Genomic DNA, 16,404 nt, shown 5'->3' with positions numbered 1-16,404 from the left:
CGCTTCCGCTTCGACACGCGAACGAGAGGGCCGGAGGCTCCATGTCCAGACGAAACATTATCCCCCGACCGTCCCATATGACGGTTCCCGGTAAAAGTATAGAAAAAGATATAGAAAATCTCCGGTTCGAGGAGTTGTTCGATCTCGCGGAAATCCAGCGGATGCAGGACTCGTTCGCCGCGGCCATGGGACTGGCTTCGATCATCACGCTTCCGGACGGAACGCCCATAACCCGTCCGAGCGGGTTTTCCCATCTGTGCGCCGAGATCATCCGGAAAACCGAGATCGGCCTGGCCAACTGCCGGGCAGCCGAACGGCAGCTCGGCCGATTCAGCCCGGAACGGCCGATCGTCGCGTGTCCCGCCTGCGGCAAACTCGAGGCGGGGATCAGCATCTCGGTCGGCGGCAAGCACCTCGCGGTCTGGCGCATCGGTCAGGTGCGGGCGCCGGAAACGAGCGACGAGCAGCTGCTCGCGTACGGAAAAACGATCGGCGCCGATCCCGAAGCCTACCGCGCGGCGTTGCAGAAGATCCCGATCATGTCAGTGGAACGGCTGGGCGAGGTTGCGGCGGCCGTCTCGGTGACGGCGAACCTCCTCTCGCAGACGGCGTATGTGAATCTCCAAAAATCCCGGCTCTTGAAACGGCACGAGGAGGACGAACGGGAGCTTCGCGATTCCCGAAGCAGGCTCGAATCCCTGGTGAGGGAACGCACGAAGCAGCTCCGCAAAAGCGAGGAGCGCAATCGCCTCCTGCTCGAGCACACGGCCGACGGCGTCTTCGTCATCGACGAGAAGGGAAACATCACCTTCGCGAACCCTGCGTTTCTCAGGCTGACGGGGTATGACCGTCTCGAGGAGGTGACGGGCAGAAACTCCCACGAACTGCTTCATCATTCTCATGCGGACGGAACGGCGTATCCAAATGAAGAATGCATGATATATAAAACATTATATCGAGATGAGGCTTTCCGCGGGGATACGGAAGTCTTCTGGAGAAAAGACGGGACCTCCTTCCCCGTCGATTATGCGTCGTCTCCGATCTTCCGGTTCGGCAAACGGTTCGGGGCGGTGGTGACGTTTCGTGACATCACCAAACGAAAAGTCGCGGAGGAGCGAGCATGGGCGTTCTTCACGCATTCCCATGACGCCCTGGAAGTCTTCACTCTCGAGGATGGAATCATCCAGGCGAACCCTGCAGCGGCGGTCATGTTCGGAGTCGACGCTCCGGAACAGCTCCTCGGCATGAATGCCGGCCGGCCTCCGTTGTCTCCCGAAAACCAGCCCGACGGGCGGCTCTCGAGCGACGCGAGCAGGGATTACGTGCTCAAGGCCCTGGAAACCAGGAAGATGGTGCGATTCGACTGGTTGCACCGACGGCTCGACGGGCATCTGTTCCCCTGCGAAGTTACGCTGGTGCCGGTATTCCTCGAGGGAAAGGCCGCCGTCATCACGAGCCAGCGGGATCTGGCCGCCCGGAATGAAGCCCGCGAGCAAATCGCCCGGGCGAACTTCCTTGCCGACAACGCGCTCGAACTGACGAAGTCGGGATACTGGCACGTTCCGCTCGACGGCTCCGGGTATTACAACTCTTCGGAACGGGCCGTGAAGATCTACGGAGACGTTCCGAACCCGGGATTCCGGTATCATCTCGAGAGAGAGTGGCTCGCGAACGTCGAAGCCGCCGACCCTGATCTGGCCAGAAAAGCGAACAGAAATTTCAAGGGGGCGATCGAGGGGCGGTACCCGAAATATGACGCCATCTATAAATACAGGCGCCCCGTCGACGGCAAGATCGTGTGGATTCACGCGCTCGGCTTTCTCGTTCGGGACAGCGTCGGCAGGCCGACCGACATGTACGGCGTCGCCCAGGACATCACGGATCAGATGACGGTCGAACAGGAACTGATGGAAAGCCGCGAGCGGCTCGACATGGCCCTGAAGGGCGCCAGGCTGGGCCTCTGGGACCTGCGTGTCGACACCGATGAAATGATCATCAACGACATCTGGGCCGAAATGCTCGGATACACGCCCGACGAGGTGACGGCCCTTGGCGGAAGCGGTTCCCGGCGCTGGAAAGCGCTCGTCCATCCCGATGACTTCGACCGCGTCTGGCAGGCCAGCCAGGACCACTTGGCCGGAAAGACCCCGGAATACCGCTGCGAACTGCGCATGAAGACGAAAAGCGGCGCTTGGAAATGGGTCTTGAATATCGCCAGATGCGTCGAGCGCGATGTGAACGGCCGGGGCAAGCGGTTGGTCGGCATACACATGGACCTCGACCCGCAGAAAAAGGTCGAAGAGGCCCTGTCGGCGGCCAAGGAGATGGCGGAGGCGGCCACGGAGGCGAAGTCGAACTTCCTCGCGAACATGTCGCATGAGATCCGGACCCCGATGAACGCGATCCTTGGCATGTCCCGGCTCGCCCTCCAGACCAGCCTCGACGCGCGTCAGCGGAATTACATCGAGAAGGTGCATCGCGCCGCCGAGAATCTGATGGGCATCATCAACGACATTCTCGACTTCTCGAAGATCGAGGCCGGCAAGCTCTCCATGGAGACGACGGACTTCTGGCTCGACGACGTGTTTGACAATATAGCCAGTCTTATAGACGTCAAGGCCGAGGGGAAGAGGATCGAGTTCCTTTTCGACACCAGTCCGGACGTTCCGAATGCGCTCGTCGGCGATCCTCTGCGGCTGAGCCAGGTGCTCCTCAATCTCGGCTACAACGCGGTGAAGTTCACCGATCGGGGCGAGATCATCATCGGCGTCGACTCGAAACCGGTCGACGGGCGAACCGCCGAGTTCCATTTCTGGGTGCGGGACACGGGCATCGGCATGACCCCGGAACAGCAGGCGAAACTGTTCCAATCGTTCAACCAGGCGGACGCTTCGACGACACGCAAATACGGCGGCTCCGGCCTGGGCCTGGCCATTTCGCGGCATCTCGTCGAGATGATGCACGGGCGCATCTGGGTCGAAAGCCAGCCGGGCAGAGGGTCGACCTTCCATTTCACGGCCCGGCTCGGCCTACAGGAGAACCAGCGCAGCCGGACCGCGCTCACGGCCGAGGAACTGGCCGGGCTGCGCGTGCTCGTCGTCGACGACAATGCCAGCGCCAGGGAGATCCTGTCGGCGATCGCCGCGGGATTGCACCTTGACGTCGATGCCGCCGAGAACGGCTTCCAGGCGATCGAGATGATCGATCGGCTCGCGGCCGACGGCCGGTCATACGACCTCATCCTGATGGATTGGATGATGCCAGGCATGAGCGGGGTCGAATGCGCCCGGCGGATCAGGACCTCCCGGTCAGCCAAGTCGCCCGTCGTGATCATGGTGACCTCCTACGGGCGGGAAGACGTCCGGGCCGACGCCGAGCGCGCCGGAGTGGCGTCGCTCAGGGTCATGAGCAAGCCCGTGACGCCGTCGCTCCTGCTGAACTCGATCGGAGACGTTCTCGGCCGCCGGGCCTCGACCGTCGAAGGCCGCTCCAAGGAATGGAGCGAATCGCTCTCGGGCAACATGGCGAAGCTGAACGGAGCCCGGATTCTCCTGGTGGAGGACAACGCGATGAACCAGGAGCTTGCGGTCGAACTGCTCGGCCAGGCCGGCATGGAGACCGTCATCGCCGAAACCGGCCGCGAAGCCCTCGATATCCTGGCGAAAGACGACCAGTTCGACGGCATCCTGATGGACTGCCAGATGCCGGTGATGGACGGCTACGAGGCGACCCGTGAAATTCGCAGAATGCCGGCGTTTCGTGACCTGCCGATCATTGCGATGACGGCGAACGCGATGGTCGGCGACCGGGAGAAGGTGCTCGAGGCCGGCATGAACGACCATATCGCCAAGCCGCTGATCGTCGCCTCGATGTTCGGGGTTCTGGCAAGGTGGATCACGCCGAAATCGGGAGCTCACGTGATCGCGCGCGTCCCGTCCCGGACGGACGGTGCCGCGGAACTGCCGTCGCTCGAAGGCGTCGATACGCGCCGCGGCATCGCCACGAGCATGGGCAATGCCACGCTATATCGGTCACTCTTGATTCGCTTTCGCGAGGCGAACAGGAATTTCAGGGACGAGTTCGAGCGTGCACGCAGGAGGGGCGACAGGGCGGACGTGATCCGGTGCGCCCACACGCTGAAGGGAACCGCCGGGAACATAGGCGCCATCGGCGTTCAGACCCTGGCGGAGAAACTCGAGCGCGCGTGCGCGTCGGACGAGGCGAGCGAGACCGTCGATGCCCTGCTCGAAGAGACGGCGGCCGAACTGGCAACCGTGGTGTCGGCGCTGGAAGCCGTCAAAGAGAGCCGGCCGGCCCGCGAAGAGGAACGGATTCCGGTCGACGACGCGGCCCTCCGAGACGTATGCGGGCGCCTCCGGGTGCTGCTCCAGGACTCCGACGTGACCGTCTTCGCCCTGCTCGACGAGCGGAAAGACCTGCTTTCCACGGCATTTCCGAATGAATATCCCGGCATGGCCGAGGCGATCCGGGCGTATGACTTCGACAAGGCCCTGGCGATACTCGACTGCGCGCTCGAGGCGCGCCTGGCCCGAAGAACGTGAATTGCTACTCGTCGCAAAAGGAACACGACACTCATCCCGTATACTCGCATACTCGATGCCGTTCGTGCTGAGCCTGTCGAAGCACGAACAGCCACTTGCCGATGATTCCTCATTTCGCCCTTCGACAGGCTCAGGGCGAACGGGTGGCTTTCATTCTGCAGGAATCAATAGCAGCCCGTGGAGAAAAAATCACGGCTGGTTTTCATTCTGCATGACTCGCGAGGGGAGGCTCAGGGGTGTGAAATGCGTTTCCGCAGCGTGACCTGGTTCCCCCTGCCTTCGTAAACGACCTCGTCGAAGTTGAGCCGCGTCATCAGGAGCCCGCGTCCGTGCATGGCCAGAAGGTTCTGCGGATCGTTCGGGTCGGGGATCTTCGTCCAGTCGAACCCGTCGCCCTCGTCCGTGATCGTCCATTCGCACCGGTCCCCGTCCATCAGGAAACGGATGAGCACGCTGCGGTCCTTGTAGGGGGCGCTTTCCATGCGACGCTCGACCAGTTCGAGAAATCCGTCCGGGCCGGCGCTCAGCGCCCGGGTCTTTTCCTCATAGGTGATCGCCAGGTTGCCATGTTCTATAGCGTTAAGAATAATTTCTACGAGGCCGAGGCGGATGCCGAGCCGTTCCGCGAGCGGAATCCGCCCCTCCGTTTCCAGGAGCAGCCGGTCCGCGACTTTTGCGGCGATCTCCGGCCGGTTGCCCATGCGCATCGTCAACTGACGATGGAGGATGAGCCCGAGGACCTCGCGCTCGATCGAGCGACTGGCCACGACATCCTCGTATTTTGCGAGGGCCGTCAGGATATTGCGGGCGGGGATCGGCTTGACCAGGTAATCGTTTGCGTGCAGCTGGAGCGCTTTGAGCGTGTATTCTGCCGTTCCGTGGCCCGTCGTCATGATGACGATGACGTCGTGAGACTTTTTCCGGATTTTCTCCAGGAGCTGAAGACCGTCCATCTCGGGCATCGAAATGTCCGAAAACACCAAATCCGGCTGGAAGGACTCGAACAGGCTCAGGGCCTCGACGCCGTTGCAGGCTTCCATGACTTCGTAGCCGGCTTCGCCGGTGACCGTGGTCACGATTGTCCGCGAGATCTCGTCGTCCTCCACGACCAGAACTTTCATCCGCCGGGTTTGCTGGTTCATGACGGTCATTTCCTGCGAACGAGTTGTCTCATGCGCCCGAAAACGCGCTCGACCTGCGTTTGAAGCTGGACGGCCGAGAAGGGTTTGCCGAGCAGTTCGTCGCTTTCCTCGAGACCTGCCGTTTTCCCGCGGAGGGCTGCCGGTTCCGAGGTGATGATGATGAGGGGGACGGTCCGGTGGTTTTTCTCTGCCCGAAGCCAGGAGAGAAATCTTCCGGCCTCGTTTCCCGGGACCGACCAGTCGAGGATGACCAGTTGAACGGGCTGGCTCTTCGAAAGGAAGTTGCGCGCCTCTTCAGCGCTTTTTTCCAGCTGGATCTGGTGCAGGCCGAGGCTGCGCAGAAGGTCGCGGATGGAATACAGGACCAGCAAGTTCGCGTTGACGGCGAGAACCCGCAGGTCGCCGGTCGACACCGGCATCGATTCTTCATGACCGGCGGCGGAACCGGGAAACGCGACGGTGATTGCCGTGCCGTCCTGTTCGGAGGAGGCGAACGTCACCGTTCCCCCCATCGTTTCCGCCATGAGACGGGCCGAGTAGCACCCGAGGCCGGTGCCGCCCTTCTTCCCGTGCGTCACGTATTTCTGAAGGAACGTGCCGCGAATCTCCGACGGGATGGTTCCCGCGTTATGGATGCGTATGCAGGGAATCGGTTTCACGACGAGGCTCACGGTCACCGTGCCCCCGGCGGGAGATGCCTCGAACGCGTTCTTGATGAGATTCGCCAGCATGGAATAGAACAGGCTGGCCTCGCCCGAAATCAGGATCTCCTCGTCGTCACCCACCTCGCGCCCGTCGGATTCGAGCCTGAAGAGAACGGATTTTCCGTTCGCGGTTTCCCCGAGTTCGAACGTTATCTGCCTCACGATTTTTGCCACATCCACGGGGACCGGGTGGCACTCGTACGTTCCCGACTCCATGCGGAAGAGGTCCATGGATCTGTTGATCATATCCAGCATCCGATATCCCGACTTCTCCATCATGCCGATCGTTTCGATGACGTCGGGGGGAAGGTCGGTGCGCTGTTTCAGAAGGCTGGGGATGCTCAGAAAGACGGTCAGCGGGGTTTTCAGGTCATGGCGCATGATCCGGTCGACCTGCTCACGGAGCCTGACGTTTTCGATCAGGAGCTCGTTCTGGCGCTCGAGGTCGATCATGGCCTGGCGAAGCGCAAGATGCGTGGCGATGCGCGCCTCGATGATTCTCGGATTGATTGGCTTCGTTATATAATCTACCGCACCGATCTTGAGGCCTTTTTCCTCGTCTATCGGGTCGTCCTTCGCGGTGACGAAGATGACGGGGATGCTCTTGGTCTTCTCCTGGCCCTTCAGGATCGAGCAGACCTCGTAGCCGTCCATGCCGGGCATCATGATGTCGAGCAGGATGAGATCGGGCGGTTCGTCGCCGGATGCGATCGCCAGGGCTTTCGCGCCGGACGTGGCGGCCTTGATGCGGTATTGCGGGAAGAGGGTGCCCCGGAGCACTTCGATATTGTCCGGAATATCGTCGACGATCAGGATGGTCTTCTTGTTGTCCGTTTCCGTGTCCACGGGATCCTCCTGCGGGGAGCGCCTCGGATGATGCGCACGTGCCGGCAGTCGGAATTCACTGCCTGCCATGCGAAATCTGCAACGCCCGGGCGGCTGTTTCCCCTCGGTGAATGATCTCTCTCTCCCTCAATCATACACCATTGTCGGAAAATGATCCATGAAACGTCAAAAACCCCGCCGGTGGGGCGGGGCTTTCGAACGCGGAGTCGAGTGAGGTCAGTTGTCCGTGCCGGTGCGCGGCAACTGTTCGTTGGCGGGGCGGAGGGCCGGGCGGCGAGGGAGGCGGCCGGTTCCGGCGATCGAGAAAAGCTTCGCCGAAGGTTTGTCTGGATAGACGGCCTCCGCCGAGATGCCGCCGTCTGCGGTCGCGGTCATGACGAGGGCTCCGCCCTGGCTCTTGGCGTAGGCCGGGGACATGCCGACGTCGATGCCGATCAGTTCGGTGCCCTTGGTGTTGATGACGCCCTCGGTGCCCATGGCGCCGACGGTGTGGCCGAAGATCACGCCGCGGACTCCCATGATCTGGAGGCTGTTCTCGATCAGCGTCGCATCATTCCACCAGTCGCGGTTCCAGAGGGGCCCCTTTTCGTCCATGAAGATGCCGGCGTTGAAATCGTCTTTCTCCATGTCGATGCGGAAACGGGTCGCGATTGCGGTGAGACCCTGCGGCTCGGCCTGGAGACCGCCGTGGATGAACAGATACCCGTTGATGACCGCGAATAGCGGCCGGCGGCGGATCCAGGAGCCGTAGACGCCTTCCGGGGAGATTGCCTGATGAAAGTCGAGGCCGGCCTTCGTGAACGAGTCGAGCGTGTTCTGATACCACTTCTGCTTGTGCGAGGTCAGGGTCTTGGCCCATTTCTCGACGGTGCCGTTGAGCAGCAGCGCCTCGTGGTTCCCGAACATCGCGAACACGTGGCCGCCGGCAGCGTCTGCCTGGCGTTCGAGGCTCATCACCGCGTCATACACCTGTTTCGTGTTCTCGCCGCGGTCGGTCAGGTCGCCCGTGAAGACGAGGACCGATGTGCCGCCCGTCCAGGTCAGATCAAACCCGGTCGGGGCCACGCGCTTCGCCATGCCCGCCGTCTCGAGGGTGTCCGCGAGCTGCTTGAACGCGCCGTGGATGTCGCCGACCGCGACGACGCGCGGGGCATGCGGAATCACGATGCTGGCCGGGTCGCGCTGCCAGTCGCGCGCATCGGCGCCGACAACGGCGAAGACGAGGAAAAGCGCCGCGAGAATAGATATATAACGATTTCTATACATTCCTTCCATGCCTCCATGTGTCTGAGTGTCGTATTCGCCATGATACGCGATTTTCCCCAAATTGGCGAGTTTCGACCACTCGCGCCCCCCGCAAATTCGCCGAAATGGCGATCGACGATGACGTGCGCCCCCCTCCCAGGGAACGTAGGGGCGGGTTTGAAACTCGCCCGTGCGCATGATTACGATGATCCATCGCTGGTTTCGGAACATGCCTTGTGGCGCGGCAGGGTAAAAATGCCCGCGTCTTCGAGCATGGCAGAGGATCCGAGATGATTCAGAATTCATGATCGGAATTTGTCCTCCCGTGCTGAAAAAATGACCGGGCCTTTGGGCGCTGTCTTCTGAATTCGGCATCACAGGCTTCATTCGCCAAACGAACATGGGTGGAATGAAAATTGCTTGAGTCTTTCCAGCGTTTGGAATGGAGGTAGAGGAAGATGATGATGGAATCGATCAGACGGCCGCTGCTGACGGCGGTCTTTCTCCTTGCCGGCATCCTGTCCGCTTGCGCGGATGAAGGGTTCATGCCGGTGTGGCAGGTCGGGAGTTCCTGGGCGGTCGAGGCGAGCCGCCTCCGCCAGGATCCCCAGGGAACGGCTTGGACGAGCCCGGTCCGATGGCTGTTCGAGGTGAAGAACGAGAAGGAGATCGATGGCGTCGCCTGCTTCGTCGTTCACGTCTCGTCGGCCGCGAAACACTCGGCCGGAATGCAGGCCATTCTCTGCCTCTCGAAGCAGGATCTTCGCCCGGTTCGCGTCGTCGACGTGACTCCGGTTGGAGGCAAGCCTCAGGCCCATGAGCGCATGTTCGACGGCGGGCGTATCTCCCCGCTCTTCAGCGGCGAGTCGGCGATCCCCTACGACCTGCCGATGTTCCCGCTCGCCGAGGCTTCCGATGATGACGCCCGTGAGCGCGACGCGGCCGTCGCCGGCGAGGCTGCAACCGACGTCGACGGCATCACGTTCGTCGATGCCACGACCCAGTCCTGGGCGAAAACGGAGCAGGGATACCGCGTGACGCTCGATTCCGGCGATTCCCGCGGAAAACTCGTTCAGGAGTGGGTTGCGGGCGAGCCCTGGGCGCGGTCGATGACCGGTCGTGACGTGAAATACACCCTCGTCACGGTAGGAAAGTGAGGGATGATCACCATGATGCGTAAATATCCGTTCATCAATGAAAACGTGCGCCGGTCTCTGCTGATAGGCGTCGTCGGCTGGCTTCTCATCGTATTCGCCCTGCTGTTCGCGGTCCGCTCCGCCGGCGCGCAGGAGCTGGGCAGCGTACGCCTCTCGAGCCGAGGCTCCGACTCGGCGTTTCTGAAGAAGATGCCCTGGTCGGGCTACTGGTGGTCGCGCGCGGAAGGCAAGCTCGTGAAGGGCTGGGCCGGCCACGCCGAGTCGCCGATGCAGCGCTACGACCGGTACGTGATGAGCCGCACCGGCAAAAATCCCGGCGCCCAGGCCTGGGAACAGAAAAACCATTACAATCCGACCGCCCCCTCCTGGTGGGGGCATTGCAACGGCTGGGCCGCCGCCTCGATCATGGAGCCGGAACCGCGCCGAAACCGCACGCTGAACGGCATCGCCTTCACCGTCGCCGACCAGAAGGCCTTGTTGAGTGAGATGTGCATGGACGTACGCACCCTCTTCTACGGCAACCGCCAGAACGACGTCACCCTCGCGACGCAGGACATCCGGCCCGACCTGTTTCATCGCCTGCTCGTCGAAAACATCAAGAAGCGCGGCCGCGGCATCGTGGCCGACACGAGCTGGTCGAAGTCGGTCTGGAACTTCCCGATCTGCGGCTACGAGACCGAATGGGCCCCGGTCTGGTTCTTTCATAACCGCGTCTGGGTTACCACGACCGTCCACTTCGTGACCGACGGCGTGAAGCCCGAATTCGTCGGGACCGAGACGTTCACGCAAACATATCACTATATATTGAACCTGAACGACCGCGGCGAAGTCGTCGGCGGTTTCTGGGACCCCCGCAGCCTCTGGAATCATCCCGACTTCGTCTGGATTCCGGTCGCCGACGTGCCTTCCGAGGGCGGTGAAAATCCCTGCCTCTCGCCCCGCTTCGTTCGCGAGATCACCGGAACCGCCCCTGCCGCCGAGCCCGTGCTCGCAATGGCCGAGCCCGCGATCGAATCTTCCGGAAGCGCGGATGCGCGGCTTGTCGCCCTGCGCGAGGCTGGCATCGACCCGGCTGCGTATTTCGAATGAAGCCGCTCGTCAGATCCTCGCCACGCCGAGAAAGACGGCGTGGAGAATGACGATCACCGCGAGAAACAGCCTCCGGGCGGCGGTCTGACCGAGCCCCGGAAATGCATACCCCAGGTTGCCTCGGGCACACGCCCCGAGGCAATCTCCGCATAAGGTGCAGGTCTGGCCCGGGGTTTGCCGGGCCAGGTGTTCCGGCTGGAGCGCGCCGTACCGGCACGACCGCGAACAGGCTCCGCAGACATCGCACGAAGGGGCGATGCGGAGCCGGAACGGGTTCAGCTTGCCGAGCGTGGTACTCAAAAACCCGATGGGACAGTATGCGGTGCAATGCATCATCACGCCTTTGCTCCGGGAGAACAGGAGCATCACGGCGACGCCGCCCAGGCCGAACGCTGCCGCCATCGCAATTGCCGTATCACATCCGACACCGAAACGGCGGAACCCGATCCCCATGGCGACCGTTCCCGCGAGCGTGAGCGCCCGAAGCCAGGGGAGCCTGGCGGAAATACCCGTGGGGGGGCGGTTCTTCGACGTCGCGCAGGCGTGGTCCCATGCGCCGATGTAGCAGAGATGGCTGCACCAGGCGCTTCCGGCCAGCAGAAGCGTCGCGCCGTAGAGGATGGGCATGAACAGCCCTTCGCCGCGATACAGCGGGCCCGCGACGATGAGTGCCGGAATGGGCAGGTGAAGGGCGCCGGTCATGAGAAACCGCTCGAAGCCGGCCAGGCCCAGCGCGAGCTGGAGAAAAAAGACGGCCGAAAAAAGCCTCCAGATGCGTTTTCGAATGACGGGGGCCCGGCGGGGATCATCGAGCAGGCCGAAAATCCAGGCTCCATACCCACCCAGCAACAGGATTTCCACGACGCCCGAGCCCGGCAGAAACCGGTCGGCCAGCAGCAGCGGGAACCGCGCTTTCCATGATGCGAACGCGAGAATCGCCGTGATGCCGAGAAACACCGCGGCAGAAGCCCGCTTCGTGAGATTCGGCGTCACAGGCCGAGACTCCGGCTCAGGCCGGAACTCTCGCCGTCCAGCAGGGCAGCGAGACGCAGGCCGGGGCGCCGGGCGTCGGCAAAAGCCTTCAGGCAGACGGCGAGCCGGTCGCAGGCCTGTTCCGCCGTGAAGAGCCCGGGAAGTTCCGTCGCAAGGCGGGGATGACGCCCCAGCCGACCTCCGACCAGGACGCGGAAACCTTCTCTTCCCGGGGCGATCGCTTCGACGGGACAGGCCTTCCGGCACGCGCCGCACCCGACGCAGGTTGCGAAGGCACAGGCGACGCGGCCATCACGGAGGGCCAGGCAACTTTCCCGGCAGACCGAAACGCACGCGCCGCAACCCGCGCAGTGATCGGCCGAAATCGAGGGATACCCGGCCCGGATGACCCCGACGTCCATGATCTGGGGGCGGGAGCAGGCGTTCGGGCAAGCGGCGATGCCGATGGAAAAACGAAGATGAGCCGCTGCGGCCGGTGTTCCGGCATTGTCCGGCGAGCCGACGCCGAAGGAGGCGAGAACGCGATCGATTCCGGCGATCAGGGTCTCCATGCCGCCCAGTGCGTGCGGACATGTTCCGGTGGCGCCTTTGCAGACATGTGTCGAGACGGGAAAATACATAGTGTAAGATATATGGTGTCGTGACGGGAGAAAAACGGCCGGCCCCGCGGGGCCGGCCGTCAGCGAACGAATCGATCAGGCGTCGGCTGCCGCGACCTTGATCTGGTGGTTGGGCAGGATGGCCTTGAGGTCGGCTTCGGCGGTGGTGGTGGGCTTGATGCTGAACTTCTCCACGAGCACGTTGAGGACGGCCGGAGTGACGAACGCCGGCAGGGACGGCCCGAGGCGGATGTTCTTGATGCCGAGCGAGAGCAGGGTGAGCAGGATGCAGACGGCCTTCTGCTCGTACCAGGAGAGCACCATCGAGAGAGGTAGGCTGTTCACGTCGGTGTTGAAGGCCTTGGAGAGCGCCACGGCGACCTGGATGGCCGAGTAGGCGTCGTTGCACTGGCCCATGTCGAGCAGGCGCGGAATGCCGCCGATGTCGCCGTATTCCAGCTTGTTGAAGCGGTATTTGCCGCAGGCGAGGGTCAGGATCACGCAGTCCTTCGGCACGGCTTGGGCGAAATCGGTGTAGTAGTTTCGGCCGCTCTTCGCGCCGTCGCAGCCGCCGATGAGGAAGAAGTGCTTGATGGCGCCGGCCTTCACGGCGTCGATGACCTTGTCGGCCACGCCGAGCACGGCGTTACGGGCGAAGCCCATCATGATCCGCTTCTCGGGCTCGTCGGCGGTGAAGCCGGGGGCGGCGAGGGCGGCCTCGATGACCGGGGCGAAGTTGCGATCGGCGATGTGCTTCACGCCGGGCCAGGCGACCAGCCCGCAGGTGAAGATGCGGCCCTTGTAGGTGTCGCGGGGTTTCTGGATGCAGTTGGTGGTCATCAGGATTGCGCCGGGGAACGCCTCGAACTCCTTGGCCTGATCCTGCCAGGCGCCGCCGTAGTTGCCGACGAGGTGCTTGAACTTCTTCAGCTTCGGGTATGCGTTGCAGGGCAGCATCTCGCCGTGGGTGTAGATGTTGATGCCCTTCCCCTCGGTCTGCTCGAGCAGGGCGTAGAGGTCTTTCAGATCGTGGCCGGAGACGAGGATGCACTTGCCCTTGACCGCGGAGATGCGCATGCTGGTCGGCTCGGGGTGCCCGTAGGTCTCGGTGTTGCCGGCGTCGAGCAGGCCCATGATTTTCAGGTTCACTTCGCCGGCCTTCATGTTGTAGGCGAACAACTCGTCCACCGTCTGCTTCTCGTGGGTCAGCAGGTCGAGCGCATCGTGGAAGAACGCGTTCACGGCTGCGTCTTCCTTGCCGAGAATCGCGGCGTGGTCGGCGTAGGCGGCCATGCCCTTGAGACCGTAGGTCAGCAGTTCCATCAGGCCGGTGATGTCTTCGCCGTAGAGCTTCTTGCGGTGCTCGATGCCCACTTGGGCGGCCTGGGCGACCATGCCGGGGATGTCCGGGGCGGGAGCGAGCGTGGCGAAGCCGTTCAGGGTCTCGGGCTGTCTGCCGGCCTTGGAGCAGGCCGCTTCATAGAGTTTCTTCGCGGCGACTCGCTTTTCGACGGCGGCCTGGATGAGGGCGGAGAGACGGTTGGGATCGAAGTTCACATTGGTGACGGTCGTGAAGAGATTCTCGATGACGTTCCGGTCGATGCCGGCGTCAACGGAGCCCAGCATGCGGGCCCGATGGGCATACATGGCGGTGCCCTTGGTCACGGCGAGCAGCAGATCCTGCAGCGCGGCCGTGGTTGCGTCCTTGCCGCAGACGCCGGCCATCATGCAGCCTTTGCCCTGTGCCGTCTGTTCACACTGATAGCAGAACATACCCATGATTGTATCCTCCTGAAAATAGAATTAAGAATATATTGCACAAGTAATAGAAAGCAACGTCGCGTCGTCGCGCGCGGAAAGAAGGAAAAAGCCGGTGAAACCCTCTCAAAAATCAGGAGACGTTTTGTTTCTGTATGACGCCCCCCTGAATTCCTATGGTATGCACTTCGAGCGGGAAATCAAGTCCGGCCGCCCGGCGGGCTTCCTCGGCCAGCCAGGCCAGGCCGCCGCAGCAGGGCACTTCCATGCGGACCACGGTGACGCGTTTCGGGCGCGAGGTCTTGAACATCTCGATCAGCTTGTTCAGGTAATGATCGCTGTCGTCGAGCTTGGGGCAGCCGACGAGAACCGCCCGGCCGGCCAGATACCGTGTGTGAAAATCGGCCAGGGCGAACGGAACGCAGTCGGCACAGAGGAGGATGTCGGCTTCGAGCAGGAAAGGCGCCGCGGGAGGGACGAGCATCAGCTGGACGGGCCACTGGCCGAGCTGGGACTGGGCCGAACCGCTTGCCATCGCGGCAGATGCAGCCGGCGTGGGGCGATTCATCTGGCGCATCGCGCTTCCCGGGCAGCCGCCGCCGTGGTGGTGTCCGTGACTCTGTGAGGGGCAACCGCCGCCCTTCTGGGCCTTGAGCGCCGCCAGACGATGGTCGACGAGCTTCTGGTCGAACTCGACCGCCTCGCGCTCCTCGATCGAGAGGGCGCCCTGTGGGCACTCGCCGAGGCAGGCGCCAAGACCGTCGCAATACACGTCGGCGACGAGCTTCGCCTTCCCGTCCACGATCTGGAGGGCGCCTTCGTGACACCCCGGGATGCAGAGGCCGCAACCGTTGCACTTCGATTCGTCGATGCTGATGATCTTGCGTTTCATGCGATAACTCCTTTCGCCGTGTCAGGCGGCGCGCGGTTTCGGGGACTGGAAACCGGTGACGGGAAGGTCGGCGAGGGTGGTCTTTTCGAGGAAGGTTTTCACTTCCGTATTGATGTGACCGATGAAGCTGCCCATGTTGCAGAACGAATTCATGCAGACGGGGCTGCCGAAGAGACAATACTGTGGAGTGATGGGCCCTTCGATGGCTTCGAAAATGCGGGCGAACGTGATGTCGGAGGGCTTCAGGGCGAGGCGGTAGCCGCCGGCCGGCCCGCGGCTGGCGAGAACCAGCCCGACCTTGCGCAGACGCTGAAGAACCTTCGAAAGATGCGCTTCCGAGACGCGCAGGGCGACGGCGATGTCATGGAGGGGGATCTCCTGGTCCTGATGCATGGAGAGGTAGATCATGGAATGGAACCCCAGGTTCACCGCATCAGAAAATTTCACAATCTCGGCCATCGCGCACATCCTTTATTGCTTTATTCTGGTATTAGAATACTAAAATAATCGAATGATGTCAACGGGAATTTTTTCTTTTTCACCAACATCGGCACAAACGAGTTGGCGTGGTGGGGCGTCATTCAGGCATTCGTCTGGTTGTATCGTGAATGACGGCGGACGGATGTGGTTGTAGTATTGACTATACAATGGGAAGACGTTACTATCCCTGTACAAAATTCAATCGGGGAGTGAGGAACATGAAACGTATCGTGGTTTCCCTTTTTGCGGTTTCCCTTCTGATGACGGGTGCGTTGTTTGCCCAGAACGCGTCTCCTGACGCCGCTGCGACGCCTGACGTCGTCATCGCTCCGGCGGAACCGACTCCCGCGGCCCCGGTTGCAGCACAGGTTGCGGGGAATACCCTTGAGAACATGCTGACGGCGTTCAACGGCGAATCGAACGCCCAGGCGAAATATACGGAGTTCGCGAAGAAGGCCGACGAGGAAGGATATCTCGGCGTCGGCAGCCTGTTCCGCGCAGCCGCGAAAGCGGAAGGCGTTCATGCCGCGAATCTCAAGGCCGAGATCGAGAAGCAGGGCGGCAAGGCCGAGCCCAAGCTCGAGACGCCGGTCGTGAAGACCACGAAGGAAAATCTCGAGGCCGCGATTGCCGGTGAGACCCACGAAACCGAGAAGATGTATCCGGAGTTCAAGGCAACCGCCGAAACCGAGAAGCAGGACATGGCGGTCGTTCTGTTCGGCGGCGCCGCCAAAGTCGAGGGCGACCATGCCAGGATGTATGCCGAGGCTCTCAAGGATCTCGATGCCATGAAGGCCGGCAAGAAAGACTTCTTCGTCTGCCTCGTCTGCGGTTATACCACCGGACAGGCTCCGGCCGACAAATGCCCCGTCTGCATGTCCCCGAAAGAAAAATTCGAGAAGGTGAACTGACGGACTGATTTCTGACGGCGTGGAGA

At 62.2% G+C, this 16,404-nt stretch carries 12 protein-coding genes; 4 read left to right on the top strand and 8 right to left on the bottom strand.

The window, feature by feature from the left end; translation table 11 throughout:
- The first annotated feature begins 41 nt into the window (after window positions 1-41).
- Window positions 42-4,562, top strand: a complete 4,521-nt coding sequence (locus PLU72_14010; protein ID HOT29297.1) for a PAS domain S-box protein — start codon at window positions 42-44, stop codon at window positions 4,560-4,562.
- A gap of 230 nt (window positions 4,563-4,792) precedes the next feature.
- Here PLU72_14010 and PLU72_14005 read toward each other — a convergent pair whose 3' ends face one another.
- The 3 genes from PLU72_14005 to PLU72_13995 all read right to left on the bottom strand — a co-directional run bounded on the left by PLU72_14005 (window position 4,793) and on the right by PLU72_13995 (window position 8,520).
- Complete coding sequence (locus tag PLU72_14005) at window positions 4,793-5,704, bottom strand: response regulator (GenBank protein ID HOT29296.1); 912 nt, start codon at window positions 5,702-5,704, stop codon at window positions 4,793-4,795.
- A 5-nt stretch (window positions 5,705-5,709) separates the two neighbouring features.
- The gene (locus PLU72_14000; GenBank protein HOT29295.1) at window positions 5,710-7,254 is read right to left on the bottom strand and encodes a response regulator; all 1,545 of its coding nucleotides are present in this window, start codon (window positions 7,252-7,254) and stop codon (window positions 5,710-5,712) included.
- A 216-nt stretch (window positions 7,255-7,470) separates the two neighbouring features.
- The gene (locus tag PLU72_13995; protein HOT29294.1) at window positions 7,471-8,520 is read right to left on the bottom strand and encodes a metallophosphoesterase; all 1,050 of its coding nucleotides are present in this window, start codon (window positions 8,518-8,520) and stop codon (window positions 7,471-7,473) included.
- Window positions 8,521-8,963: 443 nt separating this feature from the next.
- Between PLU72_13995 and PLU72_13990 the strand changes: the two genes are divergently transcribed.
- On the top strand, window positions 8,964-9,656 hold the full coding sequence (locus PLU72_13990; GenBank protein ID HOT29293.1) for a hypothetical protein: 693 nt from the start codon (window positions 8,964-8,966) through the stop codon (window positions 9,654-9,656).
- Between the two features lie 12 nt (window positions 9,657-9,668).
- Window positions 9,669-10,745, top strand: coding sequence for a hypothetical protein (locus tag PLU72_13985; GenBank protein HOT29292.1), 1,077 nt, complete (start codon window positions 9,669-9,671; stop codon window positions 10,743-10,745).
- Window positions 10,746-10,754: 9 nt separating this feature from the next.
- Here PLU72_13985 and PLU72_13980 read toward each other — a convergent pair whose 3' ends face one another.
- From PLU72_13980 to PLU72_13960, 5 genes are all read right to left on the bottom strand, one after another.
- Complete coding sequence (locus PLU72_13980; protein HOT29291.1) at window positions 10,755-11,738, bottom strand: hypothetical protein; 984 nt, start codon at window positions 11,736-11,738, stop codon at window positions 10,755-10,757.
- Complete coding sequence (locus PLU72_13975) at window positions 11,735-12,289, bottom strand: 4Fe-4S binding protein (GenBank protein HOT29290.1); 555 nt, start codon at window positions 12,287-12,289, stop codon at window positions 11,735-11,737. Before PLU72_13975 ends, PLU72_13980 begins: the two co-directional genes overlap by 4 nt.
- Before the next feature lie 144 nt (window positions 12,290-12,433).
- Entirely contained in the window at window positions 12,434-14,110 is a 1,677-nt protein-coding gene (gene hcp, locus PLU72_13970) for a hydroxylamine reductase (protein ID HOT29289.1), read from the bottom strand.
- A gap of 118 nt (window positions 14,111-14,228) precedes the next feature.
- Complete coding sequence (locus PLU72_13965; GenBank protein HOT29288.1) at window positions 14,229-14,987, bottom strand: 4Fe-4S binding protein; 759 nt, start codon at window positions 14,985-14,987, stop codon at window positions 14,229-14,231.
- Window positions 14,988-15,008: 21 nt separating this feature from the next.
- Window positions 15,009-15,446 carry an Rrf2 family transcriptional regulator gene (locus PLU72_13960; protein ID HOT29287.1) on the bottom strand — a complete coding sequence of 146 codons (438 nt, stop codon included), beginning with the start codon at window positions 15,444-15,446 and terminating at the stop codon, window positions 15,009-15,011.
- 239 nt (window positions 15,447-15,685) lie between these two features.
- On the opposite strand from PLU72_13960, the gene PLU72_13955 reads away from it, so the two are divergent.
- The gene (locus PLU72_13955; protein HOT29286.1) at window positions 15,686-16,378 is read left to right on the top strand and encodes a rubrerythrin family protein; all 693 of its coding nucleotides are present in this window, start codon (window positions 15,686-15,688) and stop codon (window positions 16,376-16,378) included.
- Window positions 16,379-16,404: the final 26 nt, after the last annotated feature.

The organism is Candidatus Ozemobacteraceae bacterium (assembly GCA_035373905.1).
In the GTDB taxonomy this organism is placed as follows: Bacteria; Muiribacteriota; Ozemobacteria; order Ozemobacterales; family Ozemobacteraceae; genus MWAR01.
Note: the sequence above shows the minus strand (reverse complement) of the source record. Positions and strands in the feature narration are given on the sequence as shown.